The organism is Microbacterium gilvum (assembly GCF_039543865.1).
GTDB lineage: Bacteria > Actinomycetota > Actinomycetes > Actinomycetales > Microbacteriaceae > Microbacterium > Microbacterium gilvum.
Genome location: NZ_BAABKO010000007.1, coordinates 170,207 through 194,984, shown reverse-complemented (window position 1 = coordinate 194,984; position 24,778 = coordinate 170,207). Strand labels below are relative to the sequence as shown.

The following is a 24,778-nucleotide window of genomic DNA, read 5'->3' as shown; positions in this document are numbered from 1 at the left end:
AGCGCCCGGCGCTACGCCGTCTGCCGTCGGATCGCCCGGCCGAGGCGCGCCGCCGCCTCCTCCAGCACGGCGACGGGCTTGTCGCCGAAGGCGAAGCGCAGGTGCCGGTCTGCACCCGTGCCGGGGCCCGACGGGAAGAACGACCCGCGCTGGTACTCGACGCCCTCCGCGCTCGCATCGTCTGCGAGCCGGTCGGCGTCGATGGCGTCGTCGGCGAGACGCGGCCAGAGGAAGAGCCCGCCCTCGGGCGGTGTGATCTCGAACACGCCGGGCGCCTCCGCCTCGAGCGCCGCGGAGAACGCGTCCGACCGCTCGCGGTACAGCGCCCGCGCACGGTCGAGCGTCGCGTCGAAGATGCCGGGATCGCTCGTGAGAAGCTCGGCGATGACCGCCTGCACGAACGTCGAGCTGTGCGAGTCCTGTCGCGCGCGCAGGGCCGCGACGTCGCCGGCGAGGTCCTCCGGCAGCACGAGCCATCCGAGCCGGAGGCCGGGGCCGAGGGTCTTCGTGAACGTGTTGACGTGCACGACGTGGCTCGACGTGTTGAACGGCTCCGCGCTCACGCCCTCGCCGCGGAAGCGCAGCTCGCGGTAGGGGTTGTCGGCGAGCACGAGGAATCCGTAGTGCTCCGCCAGCCGGACGAGCTCGACGCGCTGCTCGGCCGGCAGGGTGCCCTGCGAGGGGTTGTGGAAGTCGGGGACGGTGTACAGCGCCGCGGGCCGCTCCCCCGCCTCCAGCAGGGCGGCGAGGTGCGCGACGTCGATCCCCTGGGCCGTGACGGGGACGGGGAGGATGCGCGCGTCCGACAGCTCGGCGCCGCGCAGGAACAGCGGGAAGATCGGGTTGTCGACGGCGATGAGGTCGCCGCGCTCGAGGAGCGCCTGGATGGCGAGCGCCAGCCCGTGGAACCCGCCGTTCGTGACGAGCACGCGCTCCTCCGCGACGCCTTCGCGCGCCGCGATCCAGGAGCGGAGGGCGGGGATGCCCGCTGTCCGCGAGTACTGCAGGGCGGGCACACCCGGCTCGGCGAGCACGCGCGCCGTCGCGGCCGCGATCTCGTCGGTCGGCAGCGCGCCGGCGTCGGGGATGCCACCGAGCAGCTCGATGGCGTCGGCCCGGCGATCGCGCAGGGTCTGGTCTCCGAAGCCCTTCGGCACGGTGAATGCGCGGACGAGCTCCGGGCGGCGGCGCTCGACGAGCGCGGAGGGGATGGTCATGGATGCTCCCTGCGGGTCAGACGGCGCCGGCGAGGGCGCCGCGATGGGCGGACGGGTCGGGGATGGCGTCGACGAGCGCACGCGTGTACGGCTCTGCCGGCGTGTCGAGCACATCGGCCGCGGCGCCCTGCTCGACGATGCGGCCCCGCTGCAGCACGGTGACGGTGTCGGCGATCTGGCGCACGAGCGCGAGGTCGTGCGAGACGAAGAGGTAGGTGAGCCCGCGCTCGGCCTGGAGGCGGACGAGCACGTCGAGGATCTCGGCCTGCACGCTGACGTCGAGGGCGGATGTGGGCTCGTCGAGGACGATGACGTCGGGGCGGAGCACGAGCGACCGGGCGATCGCGACACGCTGGCGCTGGCCGCCCGAGAGGTCGGAGGGCCGGCGCCGGGCGAGGTGCGCGCCGAGGCCCACCGAGGCCAGCGCGTCGGCGACGGCCGCGACCCGCTCGGCCCGGCTGCCGACCGCGTACCGGTCGAGCGGCTCCCGCACGATGCGGTCGATCCGCCACGTCGGGTCGAGCGATGTGAACGGGTTCTGGTAGACGAGCTGCAGCTGACGACGGGCCGTCCGCAGCTCTCCCGATGCGCGGCCGTCCACTCGCTCGCCCGCGACGACCACCTCTCCGGCGTCGGGCTGCTCGAGCCCGAGGAGCAGGCGGACCGCGGTCGTCTTCCCCGATCCCGACTCGCCCACGAGCGCGTGCGTCGTCCCGGCGGCGACCTCGAACGACACGTCGTCGACGGCCGTGAACGGCCTGCCGTCGACCACGAAGCGCTTCGTGACGCCGCGCACCGCGATCCGCGACCCGCCGCCCGTCGTCCGAGCCGCGCGCAGCGCGTCGTAGCGATGCGGGTGCAGGGCCGGCACGTCGGCCTGCAGATCGCGTGCGTACGCCGACGAAGGGGCGGCGAACACGGCTCGCGCGGGGCCGGCCTCCTGCACGGCGCCGTCCTTCAGGACGACGAGCTCGTCGGCCCGCTCGGCCGCGATGGCGAGGTCGTGCGTGATGAGGAGGAGGCCGACGCCGAGGGACGACCGGAGCTCGCCGAGCAGGTCGAGGATGCGCTTCTGGATGGTGACGTCGAGGGCGCTGGTCGGCTCGTCGGCCACGATGAGCGAGGGCTCGGGGAGGACGGCCAGGCCGATGAGCACGCGCTGCAGCATGCCGCCGGAGAGCTGGTGCGGGTAGGAGCGCAGGATCCGCTCCGGGGCGTCCAGTCCGACGCGCGCGAACGTCCGGAGGATGCGCTCCCGGCGGGCGTCGCCATCCGCTCCGTCGAGGAGCGCCGCGGCCTCGTGCGCCTGCGAGCCGATCGTGCGGACGGGGTTGAGCGCGTGCGCCGGATCCTGCGGCACGAAGCCCAGGGTGCGGCCGCGCAGCGGACGGAACCGCCGCTCGGGGAGCGCGAGGATCTCGCGACCGTCGAGGACGACGCTCCCCCGCACGCGCGCGGAGTCGGCGGGGAGGAGCCTCAGCACCGACCGGGCGATGGTCGACTTGCCGGATCCCGATTCGCCGATGAGCGCCAGGGTCTGGCCGGCGGCGAGGTCGAAGGAGACGTCGTGGACGACCTCGGTGCGTCCGTACGACACCGACAGCGAGTCGACGCTGAGGAGCGGCGCGGTCATGGGGTGCTCCGTTCGCGGGGCGGGTGGGCGGCGGTCATGCGGTCCTCCTCAGCCAGCGGCTGATGCGGTTGACCGACAGCACGGTCACGACGATGACGGCGCCGGGGGCGGCGACGAGCCATGGGGCGGTCGCGTAGTCCTTGCCTGCGGAGACGAGGAGACCCCAGTCGGACGCCGGGGGCGGGTCGCCGTACCCGAGGAAGGCGAGTCCGGCGATCACGAGGATCGACAGGCCGAACTGCAGGACGGCGAGGGTGAGCACCGAGCGCGACGCGTTGGGCAGCACGTGTCCCACGAGCACCTGCAGCGGCGTGCCGCCCTGCAGCGCCGACGCCTCGACGAACACGGACTCCTTCGTGCGGATGACCTCCGCGCGCATGACGCGGGCGAACACCGCGACCGCCGAGACGCCCGTGGCGATCGCGGCGTTGATCGTCTGGAAGCCGAGCGAGCTCACGATGACGACCGCGAGGAGGAAGCTCGGGATCGCCAGGAGCACGTCGACGATGCGGCCGAGGACGACGTCGACCCAGCGGCCCGCGAAACCGGCGACGAGGCCGATGGCGCCGCCGACGACGACGCCGATGACCACGGCGACGAGGGCGCTCGACACCGATGACGCGGTGCCGTGCACGACGCGGGAGAACACGTCGCGTCCGAGGTGGTCGGTGCCGAACCAGTGCGCAGCGCTCGGGGCGAGCAGCTTGTCGGCTGGCACGCCGTTGACGGGATCCTGCGGGGCGAACAGCGCGGGGGCGAGCGACCACGCGAGCACGACGGCGATGACGGCGAACGACAGCACCACGGTCACGGGCACGCGCGTCGCCAGCGCGCGCACGTCGAGCGCGGGGCGGGTGAGGCTGATGGCGGTCATGGGACGAGCGCCTCCTGACGAGGAGCGGGCTCGGCGGCGCGGTCGTCGGCCGTCGTCGCGCGGCGGGCCGCCGGGCCGACGAGCTTCACGCGCGGGTCGAGCAGGGGGTAGACGAGGTCGGCGAGCAGGTTGACGACGACGAACACGACGGCGGCGAGCGACACGATCGCCTGCAGCGCGGGCAGGTCCTGTGTCGACACCGAGCGCTGCACGAGGCTCCCGATCCCCGTGCGCCCGAAGATCGTCTCGGTGATGAGCGCCCCGCCGAGCAGCTCGCCCACGGTCAGCGCGAGCACGGTGACGACGGGGAGCGACGACGGGCGGAGCAGGTGCTTCAGGAACAGCGGCGCCTGCGCGAGCCCGCGCGCCCTCGCCACCGTGGCGTACTCCTGCCGGGCCTCGTGGTCGAGGCCCGCGATGAGCACCTCGGCGATCTGCGCCGACACGGGGATGCCGAGCGCGACCGCCGCGAAGAACGTCGCCCACGCCCCCTCGGGGTCGATGATGCGGAAGACCCCGAGCTGGAAGGCGAAGACCTGGATGAGCAGGAGGCCGATGACGAAGTTCGGGATCGAGAGGAACAGCGAGGGGAACGCGCGCAGCACACCCTGCCCGTAGCGGCGGGGCAGCCGCTGCGTGCCGTAGGCGATGGCGAGGGCGAGCACCACGGCGACGAGCAGGGCCGTGCCGGCCAGCACGAGGGTGGAGGGGAGGACCTCGGCGATGAGCCGCGACACGGGCAGGTTCGACCGCATCGAGATGCCGAGGTCCCCCACGAGGAACCGCGAGAGCGACTGCCACAGCTGCACCCATACGGGCTGGTCGAGTCCGTAGTAGGCCGTGATCCGCGCGATCTCCTCCTCGCTGAACCCGTTCTCGGGGTTGCGGAGGGTGTTGGTGACGGGGTCGCCCGGCAGCACGCTGATCACGATGAACGTGAACACGTATGCGAGGACGACCACGGCGGCGGCCTGGGCGAGGCGGCGCCCCGCATAGGCCAGGTACGCGCGGTTCACGGCCGTCACCCCTCGAGCCAGGCGGTGAAGAAGTTCGCGTAGGCGACGCCGTTGTACGTCACGCCCTGGAGCGCGGGGTTCTGCACGTAGATGCGCTGCACGATCTGCGTGAGGGGCGCGAAGTACGCCTGCTCGAGGACGTACTGCTGCAGCTCGTCGACGAGCACCGCGCGGGTGTCGAGGTCGGTCGCCTGGGCGATGCCGTCGCGGAGGTCGTTGAGGGTCGCATCGCTCTCTCCGACGCCGAACCAGTTCTCGCCGTTCTCGGCGTCGGTCAGGATGGACGCGACCGTGCCGACGTCGATGAAGCTGCGCGTGACCTCGTAGTTCGACAGGCTCGTGTTGCCCGACACCTTCTCGCCGAACGTCACGACGTCGTACGCCTCGATCGAGACGTCGAAGCCGATCGCCGCGAGCTGCTGCGCGACGAGCTCGTCGATCGCCTCGCTCGTGACGAGGTACGGATTCGGGTAGAGCGTGAGCGACAGGCGCTCGCCGTCCTTCTCGCGGACGCCGTCGGCGCCCTCGGTCCATCCCGCGTCGTCGAGCAGCTGCGCGGCGAGCTCGGGGTCGTACGCGAACGCGTCGGAGTGGTCGGTCGCCTCCGGCACGTTGCTCTGGATGAACGACTCCGCAGCCTCCCAGTCCTCGGTGTACACGGTGGAGAGGATCTCGTCGCGGTCGATGCCGTGCTGGAACGCCTGGCGCACGAGCGTGTCGTCGAAGGGGGCGACCGACGCGTTCAGCCGGTATCCGTTGACGAAGCCGAGGTAGCGCGGGGTCGAGACGACGAAGCCCTGGTCGGCGAGGCCGCCGAGCTCCTGCGGCGGGATGTTGTAGGCGACGTCGGCCTGGTTCGACGCGATGGCGCCCGAGCGCGTGGACGACTCGGAGACGAGCTTGTACGTCACCGAGTCGAGGTAGGCGGGGCCGTCGTGCGCGAGCGCCTCGGGACCCCAGTCGTAGTCGTCGCGCTTGACGAGGACGACGCTGTCGCCCTCCTTCCACGACTCCACCGTGAAGGGCCCGCTGCCGACGTCGTTCGACAGGTCGGCCTGCTCCTCCGCGGGCAGGGCGAGCGTCTCGGGCGAGAGCAGGATCGAGCCGTGGTAGCCGAGCGTCGGGATGAACCCGAGCGTGGGTGCGTCGAACGACACCGCGATGGTCGTGTCGTCCACGGCCTCCGCGCTCTCGTACGTCTTGGGGAAGAGCCCGATCGGGTTGATCCCGTTCTCGGGATCGCCGAACGCCCAGCTGTCGAGGTTCGCCACGACCGCCTCCGCGTCGAGCGGCGTGCCGTCGGAGAACGTCACGTCGTCGCGCAGGTGGAGGGTGAACTCGGTCGCGTCGTCGTTCTGCTCCCAGCTCTCGGCGACCCACGGGCTGACCTCGCCCGCCTCGTCGACGTACACGAGCTTGTCCGTCACGTGCCCCCAGATGTGGCCCTGGAAGCTCGAGATCGAGCTGTTGTTGGGGATCCAGCTGTCGCCGAGCGAGTCGATGAGGAAGACGATGTCGCCGCCCTCCTTCGAGTCGGCGCCGGCGGAGGCGGACTGGTCTGCGGCACCGGCGCAGCCGGCGAGGAGCGAGGCGGCTGCGGCGAGGCCGATGCCTGCGGCGAGCGCGCGCGGGAGGCGGCGGGTCATGATCGTGCGGTTCCTTCGGGTGGGGTGGAGCCTGTGGGAGGGGTCAGAAGGCCGTGCCGGGGTTCAGCAGGGCGTGGGGGTCGAGGGCGTCCTTGAGGGCGCGGTGCAGGGCGACGACACGCGGCGGCAGCTCGAGGGCCGCGAGCTGCCGCTTCACGCGGCCGACGCCGTGCTCGCCTGTGACGGTGCCGCCGAGGGAGAGGGCGAGACGCGCGATGTCCTCGAGCGCGTCGTGCAGGGCGGCATCGGGATGGGCGGGGTCGCCGCCCGCGGGGATGGCGCGCGTCACGACGGGGTGCAGGTTGCCGTCGCCCGCGTGCGCCACGGCGGCGATGCGGACGCCGCGGGCGCGCTCGATCTCCGCGAACGCGGCGTAGACCTCGGGCAGTCGCGACTTCGGAACGGCGACGTCGCCTCCGACGAACCACTCCCCCTCGCGAAGCCCGCGACCGCTGCGGCGCAGCTCCCACAGCACGGCGGCGTCCTCCTCCGGCTCCGCCGTCACGGTTCCGCCTGCGGCATGGAGGGCCGCGCTCAGCTCGGCGGTCTGCTCGTCGATGCCGAAGCCGTCGAGCTCGACGAGGACGAGCGCCGCCCCGCGTGCGCGCAGCGAGGTGCCGCTGTGCCGGTCGATGGCGTCGAGGCTCGGCTCGTCGAGGAACTCGACGACCGCGGGGCGCACGCGAGACGCCGTGATGGCCCCGAGCGCGACGGCGCCCTCGGCCGTCGACGGGAAGAACGCGCTCAGCGTGCGACGGGCCACGGGAAGCGGCCGGGTGCGCACGGTCGCCGAGACGACGATGCCGAGCGTGCCCTCCGAGCCCGTGAGGAGCGACACGAGGTCGTAGCCCGTGACGCCCTTGAGCGAGCGGTGGCCGATGGAGACGAGCTCGCCGTCCGGCAGCACGACGTCGAGGGCGAGGATCGACTCGCGCGTGACGCCGTACTTCGCGCACCGCAGGCCGCCCGCGTTCGTGGCGATGTTCCCGCCGATCGACGAGATGGCGTAGCTGGCGGGATCGGGGGCGTAGAACAGGCCGTACGGGGCGAGCGCCGCGTTGAGGTCGGCGTTGATGACGCCGGGCTCGACGACCGCGATCTCGTCGGCCGGCGCGATCTCGACGATGCGCGTGAGCCGCTCGGTCGAGACGACGAGCTGATCGGGCGTCGCCACCGCGCCGCCCGAGAGACCCGATCCCGCCCCGCGGGGGATGATCGCGATCCGCGCGGACGCCGCCGCCCGGACGACGGCCTGCACCTCCGCCGCGCTCGCGGGGAAGGCGACGGCCGGCCCGGATCCGGGAGCGGACGCGCGCGTGCCCGCGTCATGCGCGTAGGGCGCCGTGCCGGCGCCGGGAGCCTCGACGCGGATGCCCTCGGTGCGCAGGGCGTCGAGGAGCGTTCCGATCGCGTCGGCGGTGAGGATGGTCATGGGGCGACTGTGGCAGGGCGCTCGGCGCACTCCAACGCGCGTGTCACGCGGTTGCCGTGTGTTTCGCCGCGTTTCAGGATGCGTCGCGGTGCGTCGGACGGTGTTGCCCCCGGCCGCTCCGAGAGGGCGCGCGGCGACCCGGACGTGCCGACGCGCTCCGCTCGCTCGACGACCGGAAGCAGCCCGCTGGACGCCGGTGACGCGGCTCAGCTGCCGATGATCGCGACGAGCTCGTCGAGGAAGCCGGCGAAGTCGGTGCCGCGGCGGATGATCCGCTGCACGTCGTCGCGCCCGCCGAACACCTCGACGAACTGCTCGAAGACGGTCTGGAACGCCTCGCGGTCGCTCTCGCTGAACGCCGCGAACGCGACCACCTGCACGCGCGAGTCGCCCCACGCGATGGGCGACTCCGCGATGCCGATCGCGATGGCGGTGCGGCTGGCCGTCATGCGCATGGCGTGGGGGACGGCGAGCGCGTCCGTGAAGGCGGTCGACGACATCCGCTCTCGCTCGATGGCGCCGTCGACGTAGCCGTCGTCGATGACGCCGCGCTCGACGAGGAGCGCGCCCAGTCGCCGGATGACGGACTGCTCGTCTCCCCCGATGCCGCGCACGAACATCTCCGCGTCGAAGTAGCGCTCCAGCTCCATGCGCAGCCGCGCGAGGCGGCGGGCGCGACGCAGCCGGGCGGCCGCCTGCTGCACGCGGTCGACGTCGGACTCCGTGAGGAAGGGCCGGATGCGCACGATGCGCTCCGACGGCGTCGGCGGCTCGATCGTCGTGAGCACGAGGTCGCTGTCGATCCCGCGCCAGTCGGGGTCGACGCGGGTCACGACCTCGACGACCTCGACGGCACCGCCGAGCGACCGGGCGATGCTCGAGCGCAGCAGCTCGTGCAGCTCGTAGTAGCCCGGGCAGACGATCGTCGCCGTGAGGCGCGTGCCGCCCGCGCGGGCGCGCTCGAGCTCGCCGCCGACGTGCATCGCGATGTAGGCGATCTCGTCGTCGCGGATGGCCATGCCGAGCCTCTCGGAGAGGTCCCCGGCGATCGATACCGCGACCTCGAAGATCATCGGGTAGGTCGCCTTGATCGACCGCGTCAGCGGATTGCGCGACCACGCCTGCTCCCTGGCGCGCAGCGCGAGGTTCTGCACGTGCAGCGCGAGCCGGAGCGCGAACTCCTCGCCGTCGAGCGCCACGAGGTACTCGCGGGAGACGCGGGAGACCGCGGCGCGCACGGCGGTCTCCACGGCGGGGTCGATCCCGCCGGCTCCCGCCCGGGCGGTCCCCGGCACCACGACGCGGGTGAGCAGCAGTGAGGCGAGGTGCAGGCGGTCGCCCGGGCCCAGCGCGATCCCGAAAGCCGCCTCCGCGAGACGGCCGACGACCTCGGCCAGGCGTTCGTGCTCGGCCTCCGGGTCGCCGCGGACGGCGTCGAGCGAGCGCCCCTGGAGGGCCCTGTCGACGGCGATGGAGGCGTGCAGCGCCGCGTCGGCGACGGCGAACTCGTTGACGAAGTAGCCGAGGGCGCCGAGCTCGGCCGCGAGTTCGCCCTTGAACCGGCCGAAGGCGTCGGCCGACACCGTCGTCGCGCCGACGACGCGCCGCAGCGCCTCGACGTCGAAGGCGCCGTCGTCCATCTCGTCGTGCGCGAGGGAGGACAGCAGGCGGCGGCGCGCCAGCTCGGTCCCCGCGAGGACGACGCGCGGCCCCGTGCGCTCCAAAGCGAGGTCGGTGCCCGTGCGCACGAGGGCGCGCACGCGTGAGAGGTCGCCTTCGAGCGTCGCCTCGCTGACGTGGAGCGCCGCGGCCGTGTCGTGCAGGTCGAGGCCGTCGTCCGCGTCGATGAGCGCGTGGATGAGCCGGTGCAGCCGGTCGCGCGGCGTCCCGGGAGCCGAGGCGCCCGCCTCCTTCAGGAGCGCCGCCCCCGTCGGATGCGCCCGGTAGCCCGCGGGACCCGAGGCGATCACGGGATGGCCGGGCACGCGCCCGTTGACGGCCGTCACATAGGAGCGGATGCTGCGGGGCGTCACGCCGAGCACGTCCGAGAGCGCGGCCGCGGTCATCCATCCGCCATCGCGGAGGAGGATCGCGACGAGACGATCCTGACGCTGCCGCGACATCCGCACCTCCTCCGCACGCGTCAGACAAGTCAACCACGCGCTCCGGCCGCGCCGGCTTTCCGCCCGGGCGGAAGAAAGACCAGTTGTCGCGCACCCGGTCGCTCGCGAGGATGAAGAGTCAGAAGGAGTCGGTCGATGAGGATCTTGGTGGTCTGCGGCGCAGGGGCGTCCAGCACGTTCGTCGCGCATCGCGTCAACCGCGCCGCGCGGGCCGCCGGGCTCCCCTATTCGGCCTTCGCGGGCGCGCAGGCGTCTCTGCCCGTCGACATCGACGCGGCAGACGTCGTCCTCGTCGGCCCGCATCTCGTCGCCTCGCTCGACGCGATCCGCTCCGCCGCCGTGCCGCGCGGCGTCGCGGTCGTGCCGCTGCCCGACGACGTCTTCTCCGACACCGACGGCACGCGCGTGCTCGCGCTCGTGCGCGCCGTCGCCGAACCGGACGCGCCGGTCGCGTCCAGCTGATCCGCAAGGGAGTCACCATGTCCGCTGTCAGCCGTACCGTGAAGATCGCCTCGTCGCACGGTCTGCACGCCCGCCCCGCGAAGCTGTTCGCCGAGGCCGCCAAGAACTCCGGCCTGGCCGTGACGATCGCGAAGGGCGACGGCAAGCCCGTCAACGCCGCGAGCATCCTCGGCGTCATCTCCCTCGGCGCCAACACGGGCGACGAGGTGACCCTCACGGTCGATGGCGACGGCGCGGAGGCCGTGCTCGACGCGCTCACGACGCAGCTCGAGACCGACACGGACGCGGCCTGATGGCCGAGCTCCGCGGCGTCGGCATCGGACAGGGCGTCGCCCAGGGGCCCATCGCCCGCATGGCGGCGCGTCTCGATCCGCCGCGCGAGGAGAAGAGCACGCGCGGCGCCGACGAGGAGAAGGCCGCCGTCGCGGCGGCCGTCGCGGCGGTCGCCGCGGAGCTCAACGCCCGCGGCGAGCGCGCGGGCGGCACGGCCCAGGACGTGCTCGAAGCGCAGGCCATGATGGCCGAGGACCCGACGCTCGAGGAGGGCGTGCACGCGCGCATCGACGCGGGCAGCACAGGAGAGTGGGCGGTCCATGCCGCCTTCGCCGAGTTCGCCGAGACGCTGCAGGCCATGGGCGGGTACCTCGGAGAGCGGGCGGCCGACCTCGCCGACGTCGCGCAGCGCGTCATCGCGCATCTGCGCGGCGTGGCGGCGCCCGGCGTGCCCGATCCCGGCCATCCGTTCGTGCTCGTCGCGCCCGACCTGGCGCCCGCCGACACGGCGCTCCTCGATCTCGACAAGGTGCTCGCCGTCGTCACGACCGAGGGCGGCCCGACCTCGCACACGGCCATCCTCGCCGGCGACAAGGGCATCGTCGCCGTCGTCGGCACGGGTGAGAGCGATCTCCTCGTCGACGGCGCCTACGTCGTCGTCGACGCGGCCGCCGGCCTCGTCGTCGTCGACCCCGACGACACGCAGCGCGCGGAGGCGTCCGCACGCGCCGACGCGCGCAGGGCGGCCGCCGAGGCACCCGTCACGCCCGGGGCCCTCGCCGACGGCACGGCCGTGCCGCTGCTCGCCAACCTCGGCGACCCAGACGGAGCCGCCGAGGCCGTCGCGCTGGGAGCGGAGGGGGTGGGGCTCTTCCGCACGGAGTTCCTCTTCCTCAGCTCCGAGGCGGCGCCCACGGTCGAGGACCAGACCGCGTCGTACACGCGCCTGCTCCAGGCGTTCCCCGGCCGGAAGGTCGTCGTGCGCGCGCTCGACGCCGGAGCCGACAAGCCGCTCAAGTTCCTCACGGACGAGGGCGAGGAGAACCCCGCGCTCGGACGCCGGGGCCTTCGCGCGCTGCGCCACCACGAGGAGGTCCTCCGCGACCAGCTCACGGCGCTCGCCGCGGCCGACGCGGCGACCGAGGCCGACCTGTGGGTCATGGCGCCCATGGTCGCGACGGTCGAGGAGGCCGAGTACTTCACGCGCATCGCACGCGAGCACGGCATCCGCACGGCCGGCGTCATGGTCGAGGTGCCCTCCGTCGCGCTCCTCGCCGACAGGGTGTTCGAGGTGACCGACTTCGGCTCGGTCGGGACGAACGACCTCGTGCAGTACACGATGGCGGCCGACCGCATGCTCGGCACGGTCGCGTCGTATCAGGACCCCTGGCATCCCGCCGTGCTGCGCCTCGTCGCCGAGATCGGCCGCGCGGGAGCCGCGCACGGCAAGCCCGTCGGCATCTGCGGGCAGGCGGCGGCCGACCCGCTCCTCGCCGTCGTGCTCGTGGGACTCGGCGCGACGACCCTGTCGATGTCGCCGCGCGCCCTCGTCGACGTGCGCGCCGAGCTGCTGAAGCACACGCTCGACGACGCCCGCCGCCTCGCGGAGGCGGCCCTTGCCGCCTCCGACGCGGCATCCGCCCGCGACGCGGCGCGCGCCGCGTCGAACGCCTGATCCCCACCCGAACAAGAGAGAACACATCCATGTCTGACACGGCAACCGCGGCGAAGACGCCCGGATCGCTCCGCGTCGGAGTGCAGAAGGTCGGCACCTTCCTCTCCGGCATGATCATGCCCAACATCCCCGCGCTCATCGCGTGGGGGATCTTCACCGCGTTCTTCATCGACGTGGGATGGACGCCGAATCCGGCGCTCAACTCCGTCGTCGGGCCGATGATCCACTACCTGCTGCCCATCGTCATCGCCTACCAGGGCGGCCGGATGATCTACGAGACGCGCGGCGCGGTCGTCGGCGCCATCGCCACCTTCGGCGCGATCGCGGGCTCGGACTGGCTCATCGGCCTGCAGAACGTCGAGCTCGAGGCGGCCGGCGAGAAGCCGATCAGCACCATCCACATGTTCATCGGCGCCATGATCATGGGCCCCCTCGCGGCGTGGGTCATAAAGAAGCTCGACGCGCTGTGGGAGGGCCGCATCAAGGCGGGCTTCGAGATGCTCGTCAACATGTTCTCGGCCGGCATCTTCGGCTTCATCGCCGCCGTGTTCGCGTTCTACGTCATCGCGCCGATCGTGAACTGGATCATGAACGTGCTCGGCGGCGCGGTCGGATGGCTCGTCGACAACGGCCTGCTTCCGCTCACGAGCATCCTCATCGAGCCCGCCAAGGTGTTCTTCCTCAACAACGCCATCAACCACGGCGTGCTCACGCCGCTCGGCACGGCCGAGTCGAGCGAGTCGGGCAAGTCGATCCTCTTCCTGCTGGAGGCGAACCCCGGCGTCGGCCTCGGTCTCCTCCTCGCGTTCACGTTCTTCGGCGTCGGAGCAGCACGCGCCTCGGCCCCCGGTGCCGCCATCATCCAGTTCTTCGGCGGCATCCACGAGGTGTACTTCCCCTACGTCCTCATGAAGCCGGCCCTGCTGCTCGCCGTCATCGCCGGCGGCGCGACGGGTGTCGCGACGAACGTGGTGTTCCGCTCCGGCCTCGTGGCCCCGGCGGCACCGGGATCGATCTTCGCGGTGCTCGCCCAGACGGCACGCGACAGCTACCTCGGCGTCATCCTCGCCGTCGTCCTCTCCGCCGCCGTGACCTTCGTCATCGCGGCGGTCATCCTCCGCGCGAGCCGCAAGCGCGACCTCGCCGCCGAGGCGGCGGGCGTCGACGGCTTCGGGGCCGCCGTGGCGCAGACGCAGGCGAACAAGGGCAAGGAGTCGAGCGTGCTCGGAGGCCTCGCAGGCGGTGCCACCGGCGTCGCGACACGGCCCATCGAGCGCGTCGTCTTCGCGTGCGATGCGGGCATGGGCTCGTCGGCGATGGGCGCGAGCGTCCTGCGCACCAAGATCAAGCAGGCGGGCATCCCGGGCGTCACCGTGACGAACAAGGCGATCGCCGCCCTCGACGGCACGGCCGACCTCGTCATCACGCAGGCCCAGCTCACCGACCGCGCGAAGCAGAAGGCCGCGGGCGCCGTGCACGTCTCGGTCGACAACTTCATGAACTCGCCGCGCTACGACGAGGTCGTGGAGCTGCTGCGCGCCCAGGCGGCAGGCGAGACCGCTCCCGCAGCCGAGGAGCCGGTCGTCGTCCCCACGACCACCGGCCCGATCGGCTCGGGGCGCACGCGCGCCGACGACGGCGTGCTCACGCGCGGCAGCGTGCGCATCCACCGCGGCTCCGCGACGCGGGACGAGGCGCTCCAGGAGGCCACGGACATCCTCGTGAGCGCGGGCGCCGTGACGCCGGCCTACGTCGACGCCATGCGCGCCCGCGAGGAGACGGTGTCCACGTACATGGGCAACGAGCTCGCCATCCCCCACGGGACGAACGAGGCCAAGGACGCCATCCTCGGCTCGGCGCTCTCGGTCGTCCGCTACGACGGAGGCGTCGACTGGGACGGCGACGAGGTGACCTTCGTCGTCGGCATCGCCGGGAAGGGCGGCGAGCACCTGACGATCCTCGCCAACGTCGCGGAGCTGTTCGGCGACGACGACCGGATCGCGCAGCTGAAGGCCGCGACGACGGCGGACGAGCTGTACGACCTGTTCCAGAGCGTGAACGGAGACTCCCGATGAAGGCCGTCCACTTCGGCGCCGGCAACATCGGCCGCGGGTTCGTGGGGCTGCTGCTCCACGAGGGCGGATACGAGGTCGTCTTCTCGGACGTCGCCGCGTCGCTCGTCGACGCGCTCTCGGCGGCGGAGTCGTACACGGTGCACGAGGCGGGCCCGGGCGGCGTCGACCGCGTCGTCACGGGCTTCCGCGCCGTGAACAGCTCGCAGGACGCGCAGGCCGTGGCCGACGAGGTCGCGACGGCCAACGTCGTCACCACGGCCGTCGGCCCGACCGTGCTGCGGCTCATCGCCCCGCACATCCTCGCGGGTCTGGCCCTGCGCGACCCCGACGCGCCGCCGCTGCAGGTGATGGCGTGCGAGAACGCGATCGGCGCCACCGATCAGCTGCGCGCGGAGATCACGGAGCTGGCCGGCCCCGGCTGGGACGCGCTGGAGGGGCGCGCCGTGTTCGCGAACACGGCCGTCGACCGCATCGTGCCGGGGCAGCCGGCGGGTGCGGGGATCGACGTGACCGTGGAGCCGTTCTTCGAGTGGGCGATCGAGCAGGGGCCGTTCGAGGGCGACCTGCCGAGCATCCCCGGTGCGCACTTCGTCGACGACCTCGCGCCGTACATCGAGCGGAAGCTCTACACCGTGAACACGGGGCACGCCGCCACGGCGTACCACGGCGCCGTCGCGGGCATCGAGCGGATCGCCGACGCCCTCGCGGTGCCCGAGGTCGCCGCGGCGGTCGAGGCGGCGCTCGCCGAGACCTCGGCGCTGCTCGCGGTGAAGCACGGCTTCGCCCCGGAGGATCTCGCGGCCTACCGTGAGACCATCCTGGGGCGGTTCCGGAACCCGGCGCTGCCCGACACGGTGCAGCGCGTCGGGCGCCAGCCGCTGCGCAAGCTGTCGCGGCACGAGCGCTTCGTCGGACCCGCGGCCGAGGCCGTCGAGCGCGGCCTCCGTGCGGACGCGCTCGTCGCGGCGATGGGCGCAGCGCTGCGGTTCGAGGACACCGAGGACGCCCAGGCGGTCGAGCTGCAGGGGCTGCTGGCCATGCTCGATGCCGACGCGTTCACCGCCGAGGTGACGGGGCTCGACGCGGGGCACCCGCTGTACCCGGCGGTCCGCGCCGAGGTCGCCTCCCGCCAGTCCGCCCTCGCGCGCTGAGGCGCCCCTTATCCCCCGCGCGCCTCTCGTCCCGCGCCTCTCGTCCAACGGATATCCGTTGGACGAGAGGCCATCCGATTCGGCGATATCGCGTGTGCTTTCGCCAGTCGGATGGCCTTTCGACGCGGCGGGTCGGTGCGCCTCGCGCGTAGGCTCGACCTGTGAGCAGCAGGCGCGGGCGACGGATCGCCGCATGGGTCGGAGGCGTCGTCGGCGGCCTGGTCGTCGTGGTGGTGGCGGGCATCCTCATCTGGAGCCAGGTGGGCGTCATGGGCGCGGAGGCCGAACCGCTCGCCTCCGTTCAGGACGACCCGGCGATCGTCGCGGAGGACACCTCCGGCGCGATCGTGCTCTCCCCCGCCGAGAGCGACTCCGGCGAGGCGGGCGATGTCGGCCTCGTCTTCGTGCCGGGAGCGAAGGTCGCCCCGTGGGCGTACGCCGCGAAGCTCTCCGATCTCGTCGCGGAAGAGGGGATGACGGTCGTCATCACCCGACCGTGGCTCAACCTCGCGTTCTTCGACCTGCGGCCGCTCTCGGACTTCACGTCCCTCGCACCCGAGGTCGGCACCTGGATGGTCGGAGGCCACTCCCTCGGCGGGGTGCGCTCGTGCCAGCTCGCCGCCGACGCCGACGCCCTCGTGCTGTTCGGGTCGTACTGCGCGAACGATCTCGCCGACTCGGGCCTCCCGGTCCTGTCGATCTCCGGGTCCGAGGACGGCCTCTCCACGCCGGACAAGATCGCCGATGCCCGCCCGCTCCTCCCGGCGGACGCCGAGCTCGTCGAGATCGCCGGCGCGAACCACGCCTCGTTCGGCGACTACGGGCCCCAGGCCGGCGACGGCACGGCGACCATCCCGGACGACGAGATGACGGCGCAGATCACAGAGCTCGTCGGGGCGCTCGCCGCCACGCTCGACTGACGGGTCCCCGGGCCCCGGCTCTCTCCCCCTCCCCCGGCAATCGGACATCCGTTCGCCGAATCCGCACCGCAGTGCGCGGTATGCCGTGCGGTCTCGGCACGCGCATGTGGTCTCGACGGGCACTGGACGGGACGGGCACCAGCGGCGCGACGGGGCGGGAGACGGCGCGGCCGCCCGCACCACTCGTCCACAGGCCGGTGCGCGGCGCGAGCTGTGCACATCCGCCCGCTGCACCGCGCATGCCGCGCTCCCCGGCGGGCACGATCGGGGCATGCCCGCTCGATCGCCCCTGCTGTTCACCCGTGCCGCCGTCGTCGCCGACCTCGGCCGTGCCGGTCTCGAGGCCGCGCTTGCTCTCGGCTCCCTCCTCCGTGTGCGGCCGGGCCGCTACGCGAACGCCCGCGAGTGGCAGGCGACCTACGTCGAGGAGCGTCAACGTCAGCTGTTCACGGCGGCGCGGGAGGATGCCGAGGTGGAGCCGATCGCGGCGAACATCACGGCCGCGGCCGCTCACGCGCTGCCGTTGTTCCGTGTCCGCGATGAACGGATCCACACCGTCAACGTCGACGGACGTGCGGCGTCGTCGACCTCGCGTTGCTTCCGGCATGACGACGCGTGCGACCCGGCCGACATCGTCCGCCTCGACGGCCGCCTGACGACGAGTCTGTCGCGCACGGTCTTCGACGTCATCCGGACGCAGCCCGCCGAGACCGCGATCGCCGTCATCGATGCGGCGCTGCGCCAGGTCGCCGTCGACGGCAGCGGCCGCGTGCGCGACATCGAGGCCGCGGAGCGACTGCGGGAGGACATCCGGCGGCACGTCGATGCGGGAGCCGGCGCGCGTGGCATCGTGCAGGCACGACGGATGGTCGACCTCGGTCATCCGGGCGCGGACGGCCCGGGTGAGAGCGTGAGCCGGCTCTATCTGGCCGATCTCGGCTTCGCTCCGATCGAGGTCCAGGTACGCGTGGCCGGCCCCGATGGCGGCGAGTACTCCGTGGATCTCGGCTTCGCCGGGGTGCTCGCCGAGTTCGACGGCGAGACGAAGTACCGCGACCCGCTGTTGCTGCGCGGCCGGACGGCGGAGCAGGCGGTCATCGACGAGAAACGACGCGAGGACTGGATCCGGGCGACCATGCGGAGACCGTTCCTCCGCTGGGGGATGGCCGACATCGCGACACGGGGCGCACTCGCCGATCGCCTGCGCGCCTTCCACGTCTTCCCTCGGCGAACGCCCATCCGCTGACCGAGAGCACACCGGATGACGCGAAATGCGGTGGGCTCACGTCCAACGGATATCCGTTGGACGAGAAGGAGGACGAGAAGGAGGATGAGGGAGGGAAGGCCCCGCCGGGGGTCAGCGGCGCCGTGACCGCTTGGCGAAGCCGTCTGTGATGAGGTCGATGAGCTCCTCGCGCTGCTCGACGGGGAGGAACGCCGCGGCGGCCGCGTTGAGCTGGAACTGCTCGATGTCGTCGAGGTCGTAGTCGAACGCCGCGGCGAGGATGGCGAGCTCGCGCGTGAGCGACGTGCGGCTCATGAGGCGATTGTCGACGTTCACCGTGACGCAGAATCCGAGCTGGTACAGCAGGTCGAAGGGATGGTCCTCGATCTGCGTCCCCCAGTGCGCGATCGCCCCCGTCTGCAGGTTCGACGACGGCGACAGCTCGAGCGGGATCTCCCGATCGCGCACCCAGCGCGCGAGGTCGCCGAACTGGACGAGGACCTCCTCGCCCTCCCGCGAGACGACGTCGACGTCGCGGGCGATGGCGACGCCGTGTCCGAGCCGGAGCGCCCGCCCGTCGAGCAGGGCCGAGCGGATGGACGCGATGCCTGCGGCCTCGCCGGCGTGCACCGTGACGGGCAGGAACTCGCCCGCGAGGTAGTCGAACGCGGCGCGATGCCTCGACGCGGGGAACCCGTCCTCCGGCCCGGCGATGTCGAAGCCGACGACGCCCTCCTGCCGGAAGGCGACGGCGAGCTCGGCGATCTCCCGCACGCGGTCGCTCTGGCGCATCCCGCACAGGATCTGCCCGACGCGGATGGACATGCCGGCGTCCTCGGCGAGGTCCTCGCCCTGCTCGATGCCCTCCTGGACCGCCTCGACGGCCTCCTCCGGCGTGAGCCCGCCGTCGAGGTGCTGCTCGGGAGCCCAGCGCACCTCTCCGTACACGACGCCGTCGGCCGCGAGGTCCTCCACGAACTCGCGCGCGACGCGCGTGAGCCCCTCGCGCGTCTGCATGACGCCGATCGTGATCTCGAACGTCTTGAGGTACTCCACGAGCGAGCCGGAGTCGGCCTGCGCCGCGAACCACTCCCCGAGCGCCTCGGCGTCGGAGGCCGGCAGCGCGAGGTCGGTGCCCTCTGCGAGCTCGATGACGGTCTGCGGGCGCAGGCCGCCGTCGAGATGATCGTGCAGAGACACCTTGGGCAGGCTGCGCAGCGCGACGCCTCCGACACGGGGCTCTGCGGTCTTCTGGGTCGCCATGACGGCCTCCTGGGTCTGGGGTGCGGTGCGGATGGCCCGGTGCCGGGCGGGCGGTCAGGCGGAGATGCGCTCGCGCACGATGCCGGCGCGCTCGGGAGCAGTATCGCCGATCTCCCACGCTCCGTCGAGGGACTCGAGTGCGCGCGCGAACCGCGCGGGGTCGTCGGCCGAGAGCGTGAGGACGGCCTGCCCCGCCGTGACGACGTCGCCGGGCTTGACGTGGAGGTCGATCCCGGCGGCGTGCACCACGGGGTCCTCGGCGCGCGCGCGACCGGCGCCCAGGCGCCACGCCGCGACGCCGACGCCGAAGGCGTCCAGCCGCGTGACGACGCCGGCGCGATCGGCGGTGAGCGTGTGCGTCTCCCGCGGCATCGGCAGCGGGGCGTCGGGGTCGCCGTCCTGCGCCCGGATCATGCGCCGCCACGTGTCCATGGCGCGGCCGTCCGCGAGCGCCGCCGCCACGTCGACGTCCGGCCGTCCTGCCAGGGCGAGCATCTCGCGCGCGAGCGCCACCGTGAGCTCGACCACGTCGGACGGCCCGCCTCCCGCGAGCACCTCGACCGACTCCCGCACCTCGTTGGCGTTGCCGACCGCGAGGCCGAGCGGCGTCGTCATGTCGGTGAGGAGCGCCGTCGTGCGCACGCCGGAGTCGGCGCCGAGCGCCACCATCGTCTCGGCGAGCTCGCGCGCCCGGTCGATGTCCTTCATGAACGCGCCGGAGCCGAACTTCACGTCCAGGACGAGGGCGTCCGTGCCCTCCGCGATCTTCTTCGACATGATGCTGGAGGCGATGAGCGGGATGGCCTCGACCGTGCCCGTGACGTCGCGAAGCGCGTAGAGCCTCTTGTCGGCGGGGGCGAGCCCCGTGCCCGCCGCGCACACGACCGCGCCCACGTCCGAGAGCTGCGCCATGAGCTCGTCGTTCGACAGCGCTGCGCGCCATCCGGGGATGGACTCGAGCTTGTCGAGCGTCCCTCCCGTGTGCCCGAGCCCCCGCCCGGAGAGCTGGGGGACGGCGACCCCGAAGGTCGCGACGAGAGGCGCGAGGGGCAGGGTGATCTTGTCGCCCACCCCTCCCGTGGAGTGCTTGTCGGCGGTCGGCTTCCCGAGGGCGGCGAACGACATCCGCTCCCCCGACGCGATCATCGCCTCCGTGAGGACGCGGATCTCGTCGCGTTCCATGCCGTTGAGGAGCACGGCCATCGCGAACGCCGCCATCTGCGCGTCGGCGACATAGCCGCGCGTGTAGGCGTCGACCATCCATCGGAGCGCGTCCTCGGGGACCCGGCCGCCGTCGCGCTTGGCGCGGATGACGTCGACGGCGTCGAAGGGCTCCGCGGTCATCGCTCCTCCAGGTCGCGCGGCCCGAACGCATCGGGCAGCACCTCGTCGATCGTGCGGACGCCCGACACCGTCTCGAGCAGCATGCCGGGAGCGGCATGCTCGAACAGCAGCTGCCGGCAGCGTCCGCACGGCATGAGCGTGCGCTCCTCCCGGTCGACGCACACGAAGGCGACCAGGTGCCCGCCGCCCGTCATGGCGAGATCGGAGATGAGCCCGCATTCCGCGCACAGCCCGACGCCGTACGACGCGTTCTCGGTGTTGCAGCCCGCGACGACGCGCCCGTCGTCGACGAGCGCGGCCGCCCCCACCGGGAACCGCGAGTACGGCGCATACGCCTTCCGCATGGCGTCGGCGGCGACGACCCGGAGGGCGTCCCAGTCGATGTCGGCCATCGTCATCCCTTGATGTACGGCTTGCCCGCGGCGGCGGGGCCGCGCGACTGGCCCACGAAGCCGGCGACCGCGAGGATCGTCACGACGTACGGGAGCATGAGCATGAACTGGCTGGGGATGGGCGTCCCGAGCACGGAGAGCAGGTTCTGCAGGTTCGTGGCGAACCCGAACAGCAGCGCGGCGAGCGTCGCGCGGATGGGGTCCCACCGGCCGAAGATGACGGCGGCGAGGGCGATGAAGCCGAGTCCGCCCGTCATCTGCTCGTTGAACTGCGGCACCGACACGAGGGTGAAGTACGCGCCTCCCGCGCCCGCGATGGCGCCGGCGAGGGTGACGTTCCAGAAGCGCATCGGGTTGACGCGGATGCCGACCGTGTCGGCCGCCTGCGGGTGCTCGCCCACCGCGCGCACGCGCAGACCCCATGTCGTGCGGTAGAGGCCCCACGCGACGAGCGCCACGGCGACGTACATGAGGTAGACGAGGAAGGTCTGGTTGAACAGCACGGGGCCGATCACGGGGATCTCGACGAGGCCGGGGATCGGCAGCCGCTCGAAGGTGGCGGGCCGGTTGAGCTCGAGCTCGTTCGGGACCAGCAGGATGCCGAAGAGGAACCCCGTCAGGCCCGTGACGAGCACGTTGAGCACGACGCCGACGATGACCTGCTCGACGAGGTAGGTGATGGCGAACACGGCGAGCACGAGCGAGACCAGGACGCCGCCGAGCATGGCGCCGAGGAGCCCGACGAACGGATTCCCCGTGATGCTCGACAGGATGGCGGCCGAGAACGCCCCGAAGAGCAGCTGCCCCTCGATGGCGACGTTCACGACGCCGACGCGCTCGCCGATGACGCCGCCGAGCGCGCCGAAGACGATCGGCACGGAGATCGAGAGGGCTCCGGCGAAGAGGCTGATCACGGGGATGAGGCCATCCGCCCCCGCCCAGGTGAGGAAGGCGAACAGCGCGAACGCGCCGTAGGCGATCGGCACCCACGCGCGCGTCGTGCGGTAGGCGAGCGTGTCGGCCACGGCCCATCCGGTGAGCGCGACGAGAACCGCGAGCACGCCCCACAGGAACGGCGCGGTCGGGATGCTCACCTCTCCGATGGGGATGAGCGCGTCGGCGGCGCTCAGCCGGTACGTCGTCCACCCCGAGCGCGGCGCGAAGACGAACAGCGCCGCGAGCAGGACGGTGAGCAGTCCGAGCGTGATGGCGAGCTTGGGGCGCCGGACGCGCACGAGCGTGGGCACGACGACCTCCTCGGGGATCCCCGCTGCGACCTGCGACATCACGCCACCGCCTTCCGCGCCGCGCGGGCCCTGGCCCTGGCGCTCTTCTCCGACTCGTCCTTCGGCAGGAAGAAGATCGTCCGCACGAGCGGCGGTGCCGCGACGAAGAGGACGACGAGCGCCTGCACGACGAGCACGATGTCGACCGGGATGCCCTCTGACGCCTGCATGCTGTAGCTGCCCGCCTTGAGCGCACCGAAGAGGATGCCGGCGGCGAACGTCCCCCATGCACGGCTGCGTCCGAGCAGCGCCACCGTGATCGCGTCGAAGCCGAAGCCGGCGTCGATGTGGCTGTCGAAGCCCGTCGTCACGGCGCCCTGGATCTGGTTCATGGCGGCGAGGCCGGCGAGACCGCCCGCGAAGAGCATCGCGTACACGTAGATGCGCTTCACGGAGATGCCGGCCGCGCGCGCCGCGTGCGGGTTCTCGCCCACGGCGCGCATGCGCAGGCCGAGGCTCGAGCGCTCGAGCAGCCACCACACGAAGACGGTCGCCGCGATGACGATGAGGAAGCCGACGTCGAGGTTCGGGAAGGCCGCGCCGAACAGCGGCGCGAACTGCGCGCCCTCCGGCGTCGCGGCCGAGATGGGCTGGTTGGATCCGGCCTTCTGCAGCACGCCGGCCGTGCTGACCATCCAGTCGACGAGGTAGACCGCGATGTAGTTGAGCATGATCGTGAGGATCACCTCGTGCGCTCCCGTGCGCGCCTTGATGATCCCCGCGATGCCGGCCCAGATGGCGCCGCCGAGGATGCCGGCCGCGAGCGTGAGCGGCAGCTGGATGGCGAGGGGCAGGTCGAGGCGGAACGTCAGGAGTGCCGACAGCGCCGCGCCGAAGAGGATCTGGCCCTGCGCGCCGATGTTGAACATCCCCACGCGGAACGCGAGCGCCACGCCGAGCCCGGCAGCGATGAGGGGCGCCGCGTTCCCGAGCGTGTTCGTGAGGGGGCGGATGCCCGTGGCGACGTCCTCCGCGCGGGTGTTGTAGATCGCGCCCCGGAAGAGCGCCTCGTACCCTCCCGCGACCGACTGCCAGATGGCGGAGAACGTGTCGCCAGGGCGGGCGAAGAAGTACCCGGCCGCCTCGCGCACGTCCTCGCTCGTCAGGGCGATGAGCACGCCGCCGACGACGAGGGCCACGACGACCGCCAGGATCGAGGTGACGACGCTGCCCCGCAGGATCTCGCGGAGCACGCGGTTGGACTGCGGCACGGCGGTGCGCGGCGTGCTCGTGTGGGCGGGGAGCGGCTGCTGCTGGTCGGTCATGCCGATGCCTCCTGGGCGCCGGCCATGAGCAGGCCGAGCTCGTCGCGCGGGGTATCGCTCGGCACGATGCCGACGATCTTCCCGCGGTACATCACCGCGATCCGGTCGGCGAGGGCCACGACCTCGTCGAGCTCCGTGGAGACGACGACGACGGCGACGCCCTCGTCGCGCGCGGCGACGATGCGGGAGTGGATGAACTCGATCGAGCCGACGTCGACGCCGCGCGTGGGCTGCGCCGCGAGCAGCACCTTGAGGTCGCGGCTCATCTCGCGTGCGACGACGACCTTCTGCTGGTTGCCGCCGGACAGCGTGCCCGCTGCGGTGTCGGGGCCCTGGGCGCGGATATCGAACTCGGCGATGCGGTCGTGCGCGAAGGAGTCGAGGGCGCTGCGCTGGAGCGTGCCGAAGCGCACGAACTCCGCCGCGTCCGAGCGGTCGAGGACGAGGTTCTCGGCGATCGACATGCTCGCGACCAGCCCGTCGACGGTGCGGTCCTCCGGGACGAAGCCGACGCCCGCGTCGAGGATCGTGCGCACGGACGCGCCGACGAGCTCCTGCCCGTCGAGGGAGATGGAGCCGGTGACATGGTTCTCGAGGCCCACGAGCGCCTCGGTGAGCTCCGTCTGGCCGTTGCCCTGCACGCCGGCGATCGCGAGGATCTCACCCGGTCGCACCTCGAACGAGACGTCGTCGACGACGACGACGCCCTCGTCCGTGCGCACGCGCAGATCGCGGACGACGAGACCGCCGGCGCTCGGGCTGGCCGGCTTCTTCTGCACCGTGAGCTCGACGGCACGACCCACCATGAGCGAGGCGAGCTCGGCGTTGGTGGACGTGGGAGAGGCCTCGCCCACGACCTTCCCGCGGCGGACGACCGTGATGCGGTCGGCGACCTCGCGCACCTCGCGGAGCTTGTGGGTGATGAACACGATGCCGACGCCCTCGTCGCGCAGCTGGCGCATCATCGCCATGAGCTCGTCGGTCTCCTGCGGCGTGAGCACGGCGGTCGGCTCGTCGAAGACGAGCACCCTGGCGTCGCGCGCGAGGGCCTTGATGATCTCGACGCGCTGCTGCACGCCGACGGGCAGCTGCTCGACGACGGCGTCCGGATCGACGTGGAATCCGAAGCGGGCGGCGACCTCGCGCACCTGCGCACGCGCGGCTCCGAGGTCGAGCCCACCCGTGCGCGTCGTGCGCTCATGCCCGAGCGCGACGTTCTCGGCGACGGTGAAGACGGGGATGAGCATGAAGTGCTGGTGCACCATGCCGATGCCCGCCTCCATGGCGTCGCCGGGTCCGCGGAAGCGCTGCGGGACGTCGTCGAGGAGGATCTCGCCCTCGTCGGCCTGGTAGAGGCCGTAGAGCACGTTCATCAACGTCGACTTGCCGGCGCCGTTCTCGCCGAGGAGCGCGTGGATCTCGCCCGGACGGACCGTGAGATCGATGTGGTCGTTGGCGACGAGGCTGCCGAATCGCTTCGTGATTCCGCGGAGCTCGAGCTTCATG

Annotated in this window: 20 protein-coding genes; 7 read left to right on the top strand and 13 right to left on the bottom strand. The window is 72.5% G+C overall.

The genetic code is table 11. The annotated features are described in order from the left end of the window. Positions 1-11 precede the first annotated feature (11 nt). From ABD998_RS17220 to ABD998_RS17190, 7 genes are all read right to left on the bottom strand, one after another. Positions 12-1,217 (bottom strand): aminotransferase-like domain-containing protein, encoded by a 1,206-nt coding sequence (locus tag ABD998_RS17220; protein ID WP_345442090.1) that lies wholly within the window; start codon positions 1,215-1,217, stop codon positions 12-14. Positions 1,218-1,233: 16 nt separating this feature from the next. Further along, positions 1,234-2,850 (bottom strand): ABC transporter ATP-binding protein, encoded by a 1,617-nt coding sequence (locus tag ABD998_RS17215; RefSeq protein WP_345442087.1) that lies wholly within the window; start codon positions 2,848-2,850, stop codon positions 1,234-1,236. Between the two features lie 34 nt (positions 2,851-2,884). Further along, positions 2,885-3,724 carry an ABC transporter permease gene (locus tag ABD998_RS17210; protein ID WP_345442084.1) on the bottom strand — a complete coding sequence of 280 codons (840 nt, stop codon included), beginning with the start codon at positions 3,722-3,724 and terminating at the stop codon, positions 2,885-2,887. Next, positions 3,721-4,740, bottom strand: coding sequence for an ABC transporter permease (locus ABD998_RS17205; protein WP_345442081.1), 1,020 nt, complete (start codon positions 4,738-4,740; stop codon positions 3,721-3,723). The genes ABD998_RS17210 and ABD998_RS17205 overlap by 4 nt, the downstream gene beginning before the upstream one ends. Positions 4,741-4,745: 5 nt before the next feature. Next, the gene (locus tag ABD998_RS17200) at positions 4,746-6,386 is read right to left on the bottom strand and encodes an ABC transporter substrate-binding protein (protein ID WP_345442078.1); all 1,641 of its coding nucleotides are present in this window, start codon (positions 6,384-6,386) and stop codon (positions 4,746-4,748) included. Between the two features lie 43 nt (positions 6,387-6,429). Continuing rightward, complete coding sequence (locus tag ABD998_RS17195; RefSeq protein ID WP_345442076.1) at positions 6,430-7,818, bottom strand: FAD-binding oxidoreductase; 1,389 nt, start codon at positions 7,816-7,818, stop codon at positions 6,430-6,432. Between the two features lie 206 nt (positions 7,819-8,024). Next, a complete protein-coding gene (locus ABD998_RS17190; protein WP_345442073.1) occupies positions 8,025-9,941 on the bottom strand; it encodes a BglG family transcription antiterminator in 1,917 nt (638 codons plus the stop codon). A 135-nt stretch (positions 9,942-10,076) separates the two neighbouring features. On the opposite strand from ABD998_RS17190, the gene ABD998_RS17185 reads away from it, so the two are divergent. The 7 genes from ABD998_RS17185 (at position 10,077) to ABD998_RS17155 (ending at position 17,743) form a co-directional block, all read left to right on the top strand. Then, entirely contained in the window at positions 10,077-10,403 is a 327-nt protein-coding gene (locus ABD998_RS17185) for a PTS sugar transporter subunit IIB (protein ID WP_345442070.1), read from the top strand. 17 nt (positions 10,404-10,420) lie between these two features. Next, on the top strand, positions 10,421-10,696 hold the full coding sequence (locus ABD998_RS17180) for an HPr family phosphocarrier protein (protein ID WP_345442067.1): 276 nt from the start codon (positions 10,421-10,423) through the stop codon (positions 10,694-10,696). Next, entirely contained in the window at positions 10,696-12,351 is a 1,656-nt protein-coding gene (gene ptsP / locus ABD998_RS17175) for a phosphoenolpyruvate--protein phosphotransferase (protein WP_345442064.1), read from the top strand. Before ABD998_RS17180 ends, ptsP begins: the two co-directional genes overlap by 1 nt. Before the next feature lie 29 nt (positions 12,352-12,380). Next, complete coding sequence (locus ABD998_RS17170; RefSeq protein ID WP_345442061.1) at positions 12,381-14,426, top strand: PTS mannitol transporter subunit IICBA; 2,046 nt, start codon at positions 12,381-12,383, stop codon at positions 14,424-14,426. Next, positions 14,423-15,577, top strand: coding sequence for a mannitol-1-phosphate 5-dehydrogenase (locus ABD998_RS17165; RefSeq protein WP_345442058.1), 1,155 nt, complete (start codon positions 14,423-14,425; stop codon positions 15,575-15,577). The genes ABD998_RS17170 and ABD998_RS17165 overlap by 4 nt, the downstream gene beginning before the upstream one ends. Positions 15,578-15,738: 161 nt before the next feature. Beyond that, entirely contained in the window at positions 15,739-16,497 is a 759-nt protein-coding gene (locus tag ABD998_RS17160; RefSeq protein WP_345442055.1) for an alpha/beta hydrolase, read from the top strand. 271 nt (positions 16,498-16,768) lie between these two features. Continuing rightward, complete coding sequence (locus ABD998_RS17155) at positions 16,769-17,743, top strand: hypothetical protein (RefSeq protein ID WP_345442053.1); 975 nt, start codon at positions 16,769-16,771, stop codon at positions 17,741-17,743. A 111-nt stretch (positions 17,744-17,854) separates the two neighbouring features. On the opposite strand, the gene ABD998_RS17150 is transcribed toward ABD998_RS17155, so the two are convergent. Genes ABD998_RS17150 through ABD998_RS17125 form a run of 6 tightly spaced genes read right to left on the bottom strand, consistent with a single transcriptional unit; the run spans position 17,855 to position 24,777 of the window. Beyond that, the gene (locus ABD998_RS17150; RefSeq protein ID WP_345442050.1) at positions 17,855-18,985 is read right to left on the bottom strand and encodes an adenosine deaminase; all 1,131 of its coding nucleotides are present in this window, start codon (positions 18,983-18,985) and stop codon (positions 17,855-17,857) included. Positions 18,986-19,039: 54 nt separating this feature from the next. Next, positions 19,040-20,329, bottom strand: coding sequence for a thymidine phosphorylase (locus ABD998_RS17145; RefSeq protein ID WP_345442047.1), 1,290 nt, complete (start codon positions 20,327-20,329; stop codon positions 19,040-19,042). After that, entirely contained in the window at positions 20,326-20,721 is a 396-nt protein-coding gene (locus ABD998_RS17140; protein ID WP_345442044.1) for a cytidine deaminase, read from the bottom strand. Before ABD998_RS17140 ends, ABD998_RS17145 begins: the two co-directional genes overlap by 4 nt. Before the next feature lie 2 nt (positions 20,722-20,723). Further along, a complete protein-coding gene (locus ABD998_RS17135) occupies positions 20,724-22,007 on the bottom strand; it encodes an ABC transporter permease (RefSeq protein ID WP_345442041.1) in 1,284 nt (427 codons plus the stop codon). Beyond that, complete coding sequence (locus tag ABD998_RS17130) at positions 22,007-23,272, bottom strand: ABC transporter permease (protein ID WP_345442038.1); 1,266 nt, start codon at positions 23,270-23,272, stop codon at positions 22,007-22,009. The genes ABD998_RS17135 and ABD998_RS17130 overlap by 1 nt, the downstream gene beginning before the upstream one ends. Continuing rightward, on the bottom strand, positions 23,269-24,777 hold the full coding sequence (locus tag ABD998_RS17125; RefSeq protein WP_345442035.1) for an ABC transporter ATP-binding protein: 1,509 nt from the start codon (positions 24,775-24,777) through the stop codon (positions 23,269-23,271). The genes ABD998_RS17130 and ABD998_RS17125 overlap by 4 nt, the downstream gene beginning before the upstream one ends. Between the last annotated feature and the right edge of the window lies 1 nt (position 24,778).

Coding starts and splice junctions, on each gene's coding strand:
- ABD998_RS17220 (WP_345442090.1), bottom strand. CDS start 1,217: ATGACCATCCCCTCCGCGCTCGTCGAGCGCCGCCGCCCGGAGCTCGTC.
- ABD998_RS17215 (WP_345442087.1), bottom strand. CDS start 2,850: ATGACCGCGCCGCTCCTCAGCGTCGACTCGCTGTCGGTGTCGTACGGA.
- ABD998_RS17210 (WP_345442084.1), bottom strand. CDS start 3,724: ATGACCGCCATCAGCCTCACCCGCCCCGCGCTCGACGTGCGCGCGCTG.
- ABD998_RS17200 (WP_345442078.1), bottom strand. CDS start 6,386: ATGACCCGCCGCCTCCCGCGCGCGCTCGCCGCAGGCATCGGCCTCGCC.
- ABD998_RS17195 (WP_345442076.1), bottom strand. CDS start 7,818: ATGACCATCCTCACCGCCGACGCGATCGGAACGCTCCTCGACGCCCTG.
- ABD998_RS17190 (WP_345442073.1), bottom strand. CDS start 9,941: ATGTCGCGGCAGCGTCAGGATCGTCTCGTCGCGATCCTCCTCCGCGAT.
- ABD998_RS17185 (WP_345442070.1), top strand. CDS start 10,077: ATGAGGATCTTGGTGGTCTGCGGCGCAGGGGCGTCCAGCACGTTCGTC.
- ABD998_RS17180 (WP_345442067.1), top strand. CDS start 10,421: ATGTCCGCTGTCAGCCGTACCGTGAAGATCGCCTCGTCGCACGGTCTG.
- ptsP (WP_345442064.1), top strand. CDS start 10,696: ATGGCCGAGCTCCGCGGCGTCGGCATCGGACAGGGCGTCGCCCAGGGG.
- ABD998_RS17170 (WP_345442061.1), top strand. CDS start 12,381: ATGTCTGACACGGCAACCGCGGCGAAGACGCCCGGATCGCTCCGCGTC.
- ABD998_RS17165 (WP_345442058.1), top strand. CDS start 14,423: ATGAAGGCCGTCCACTTCGGCGCCGGCAACATCGGCCGCGGGTTCGTG.
- ABD998_RS17155 (WP_345442053.1), top strand. CDS start 16,769: ATGCCCGCTCGATCGCCCCTGCTGTTCACCCGTGCCGCCGTCGTCGCC.
- ABD998_RS17150 (WP_345442050.1), bottom strand. CDS start 18,985: ATGGCGACCCAGAAGACCGCAGAGCCCCGTGTCGGAGGCGTCGCGCTG.
- ABD998_RS17145 (WP_345442047.1), bottom strand. CDS start 20,329: ATGACCGCGGAGCCCTTCGACGCCGTCGACGTCATCCGCGCCAAGCGC.
- ABD998_RS17140 (WP_345442044.1), bottom strand. CDS start 20,721: ATGGCCGACATCGACTGGGACGCCCTCCGGGTCGTCGCCGCCGACGCC.
- ABD998_RS17135 (WP_345442041.1), bottom strand. CDS start 22,007: ATGTCGCAGGTCGCAGCGGGGATCCCCGAGGAGGTCGTCGTGCCCACG.
- ABD998_RS17130 (WP_345442038.1), bottom strand. CDS start 23,272: ATGACCGACCAGCAGCAGCCGCTCCCCGCCCACACGAGCACGCCGCGC.
- ABD998_RS17125 (WP_345442035.1), bottom strand. CDS start 24,777: ATGAAGCTCGAGCTCCGCGGAATCACGAAGCGATTCGGCAGCCTCGTC.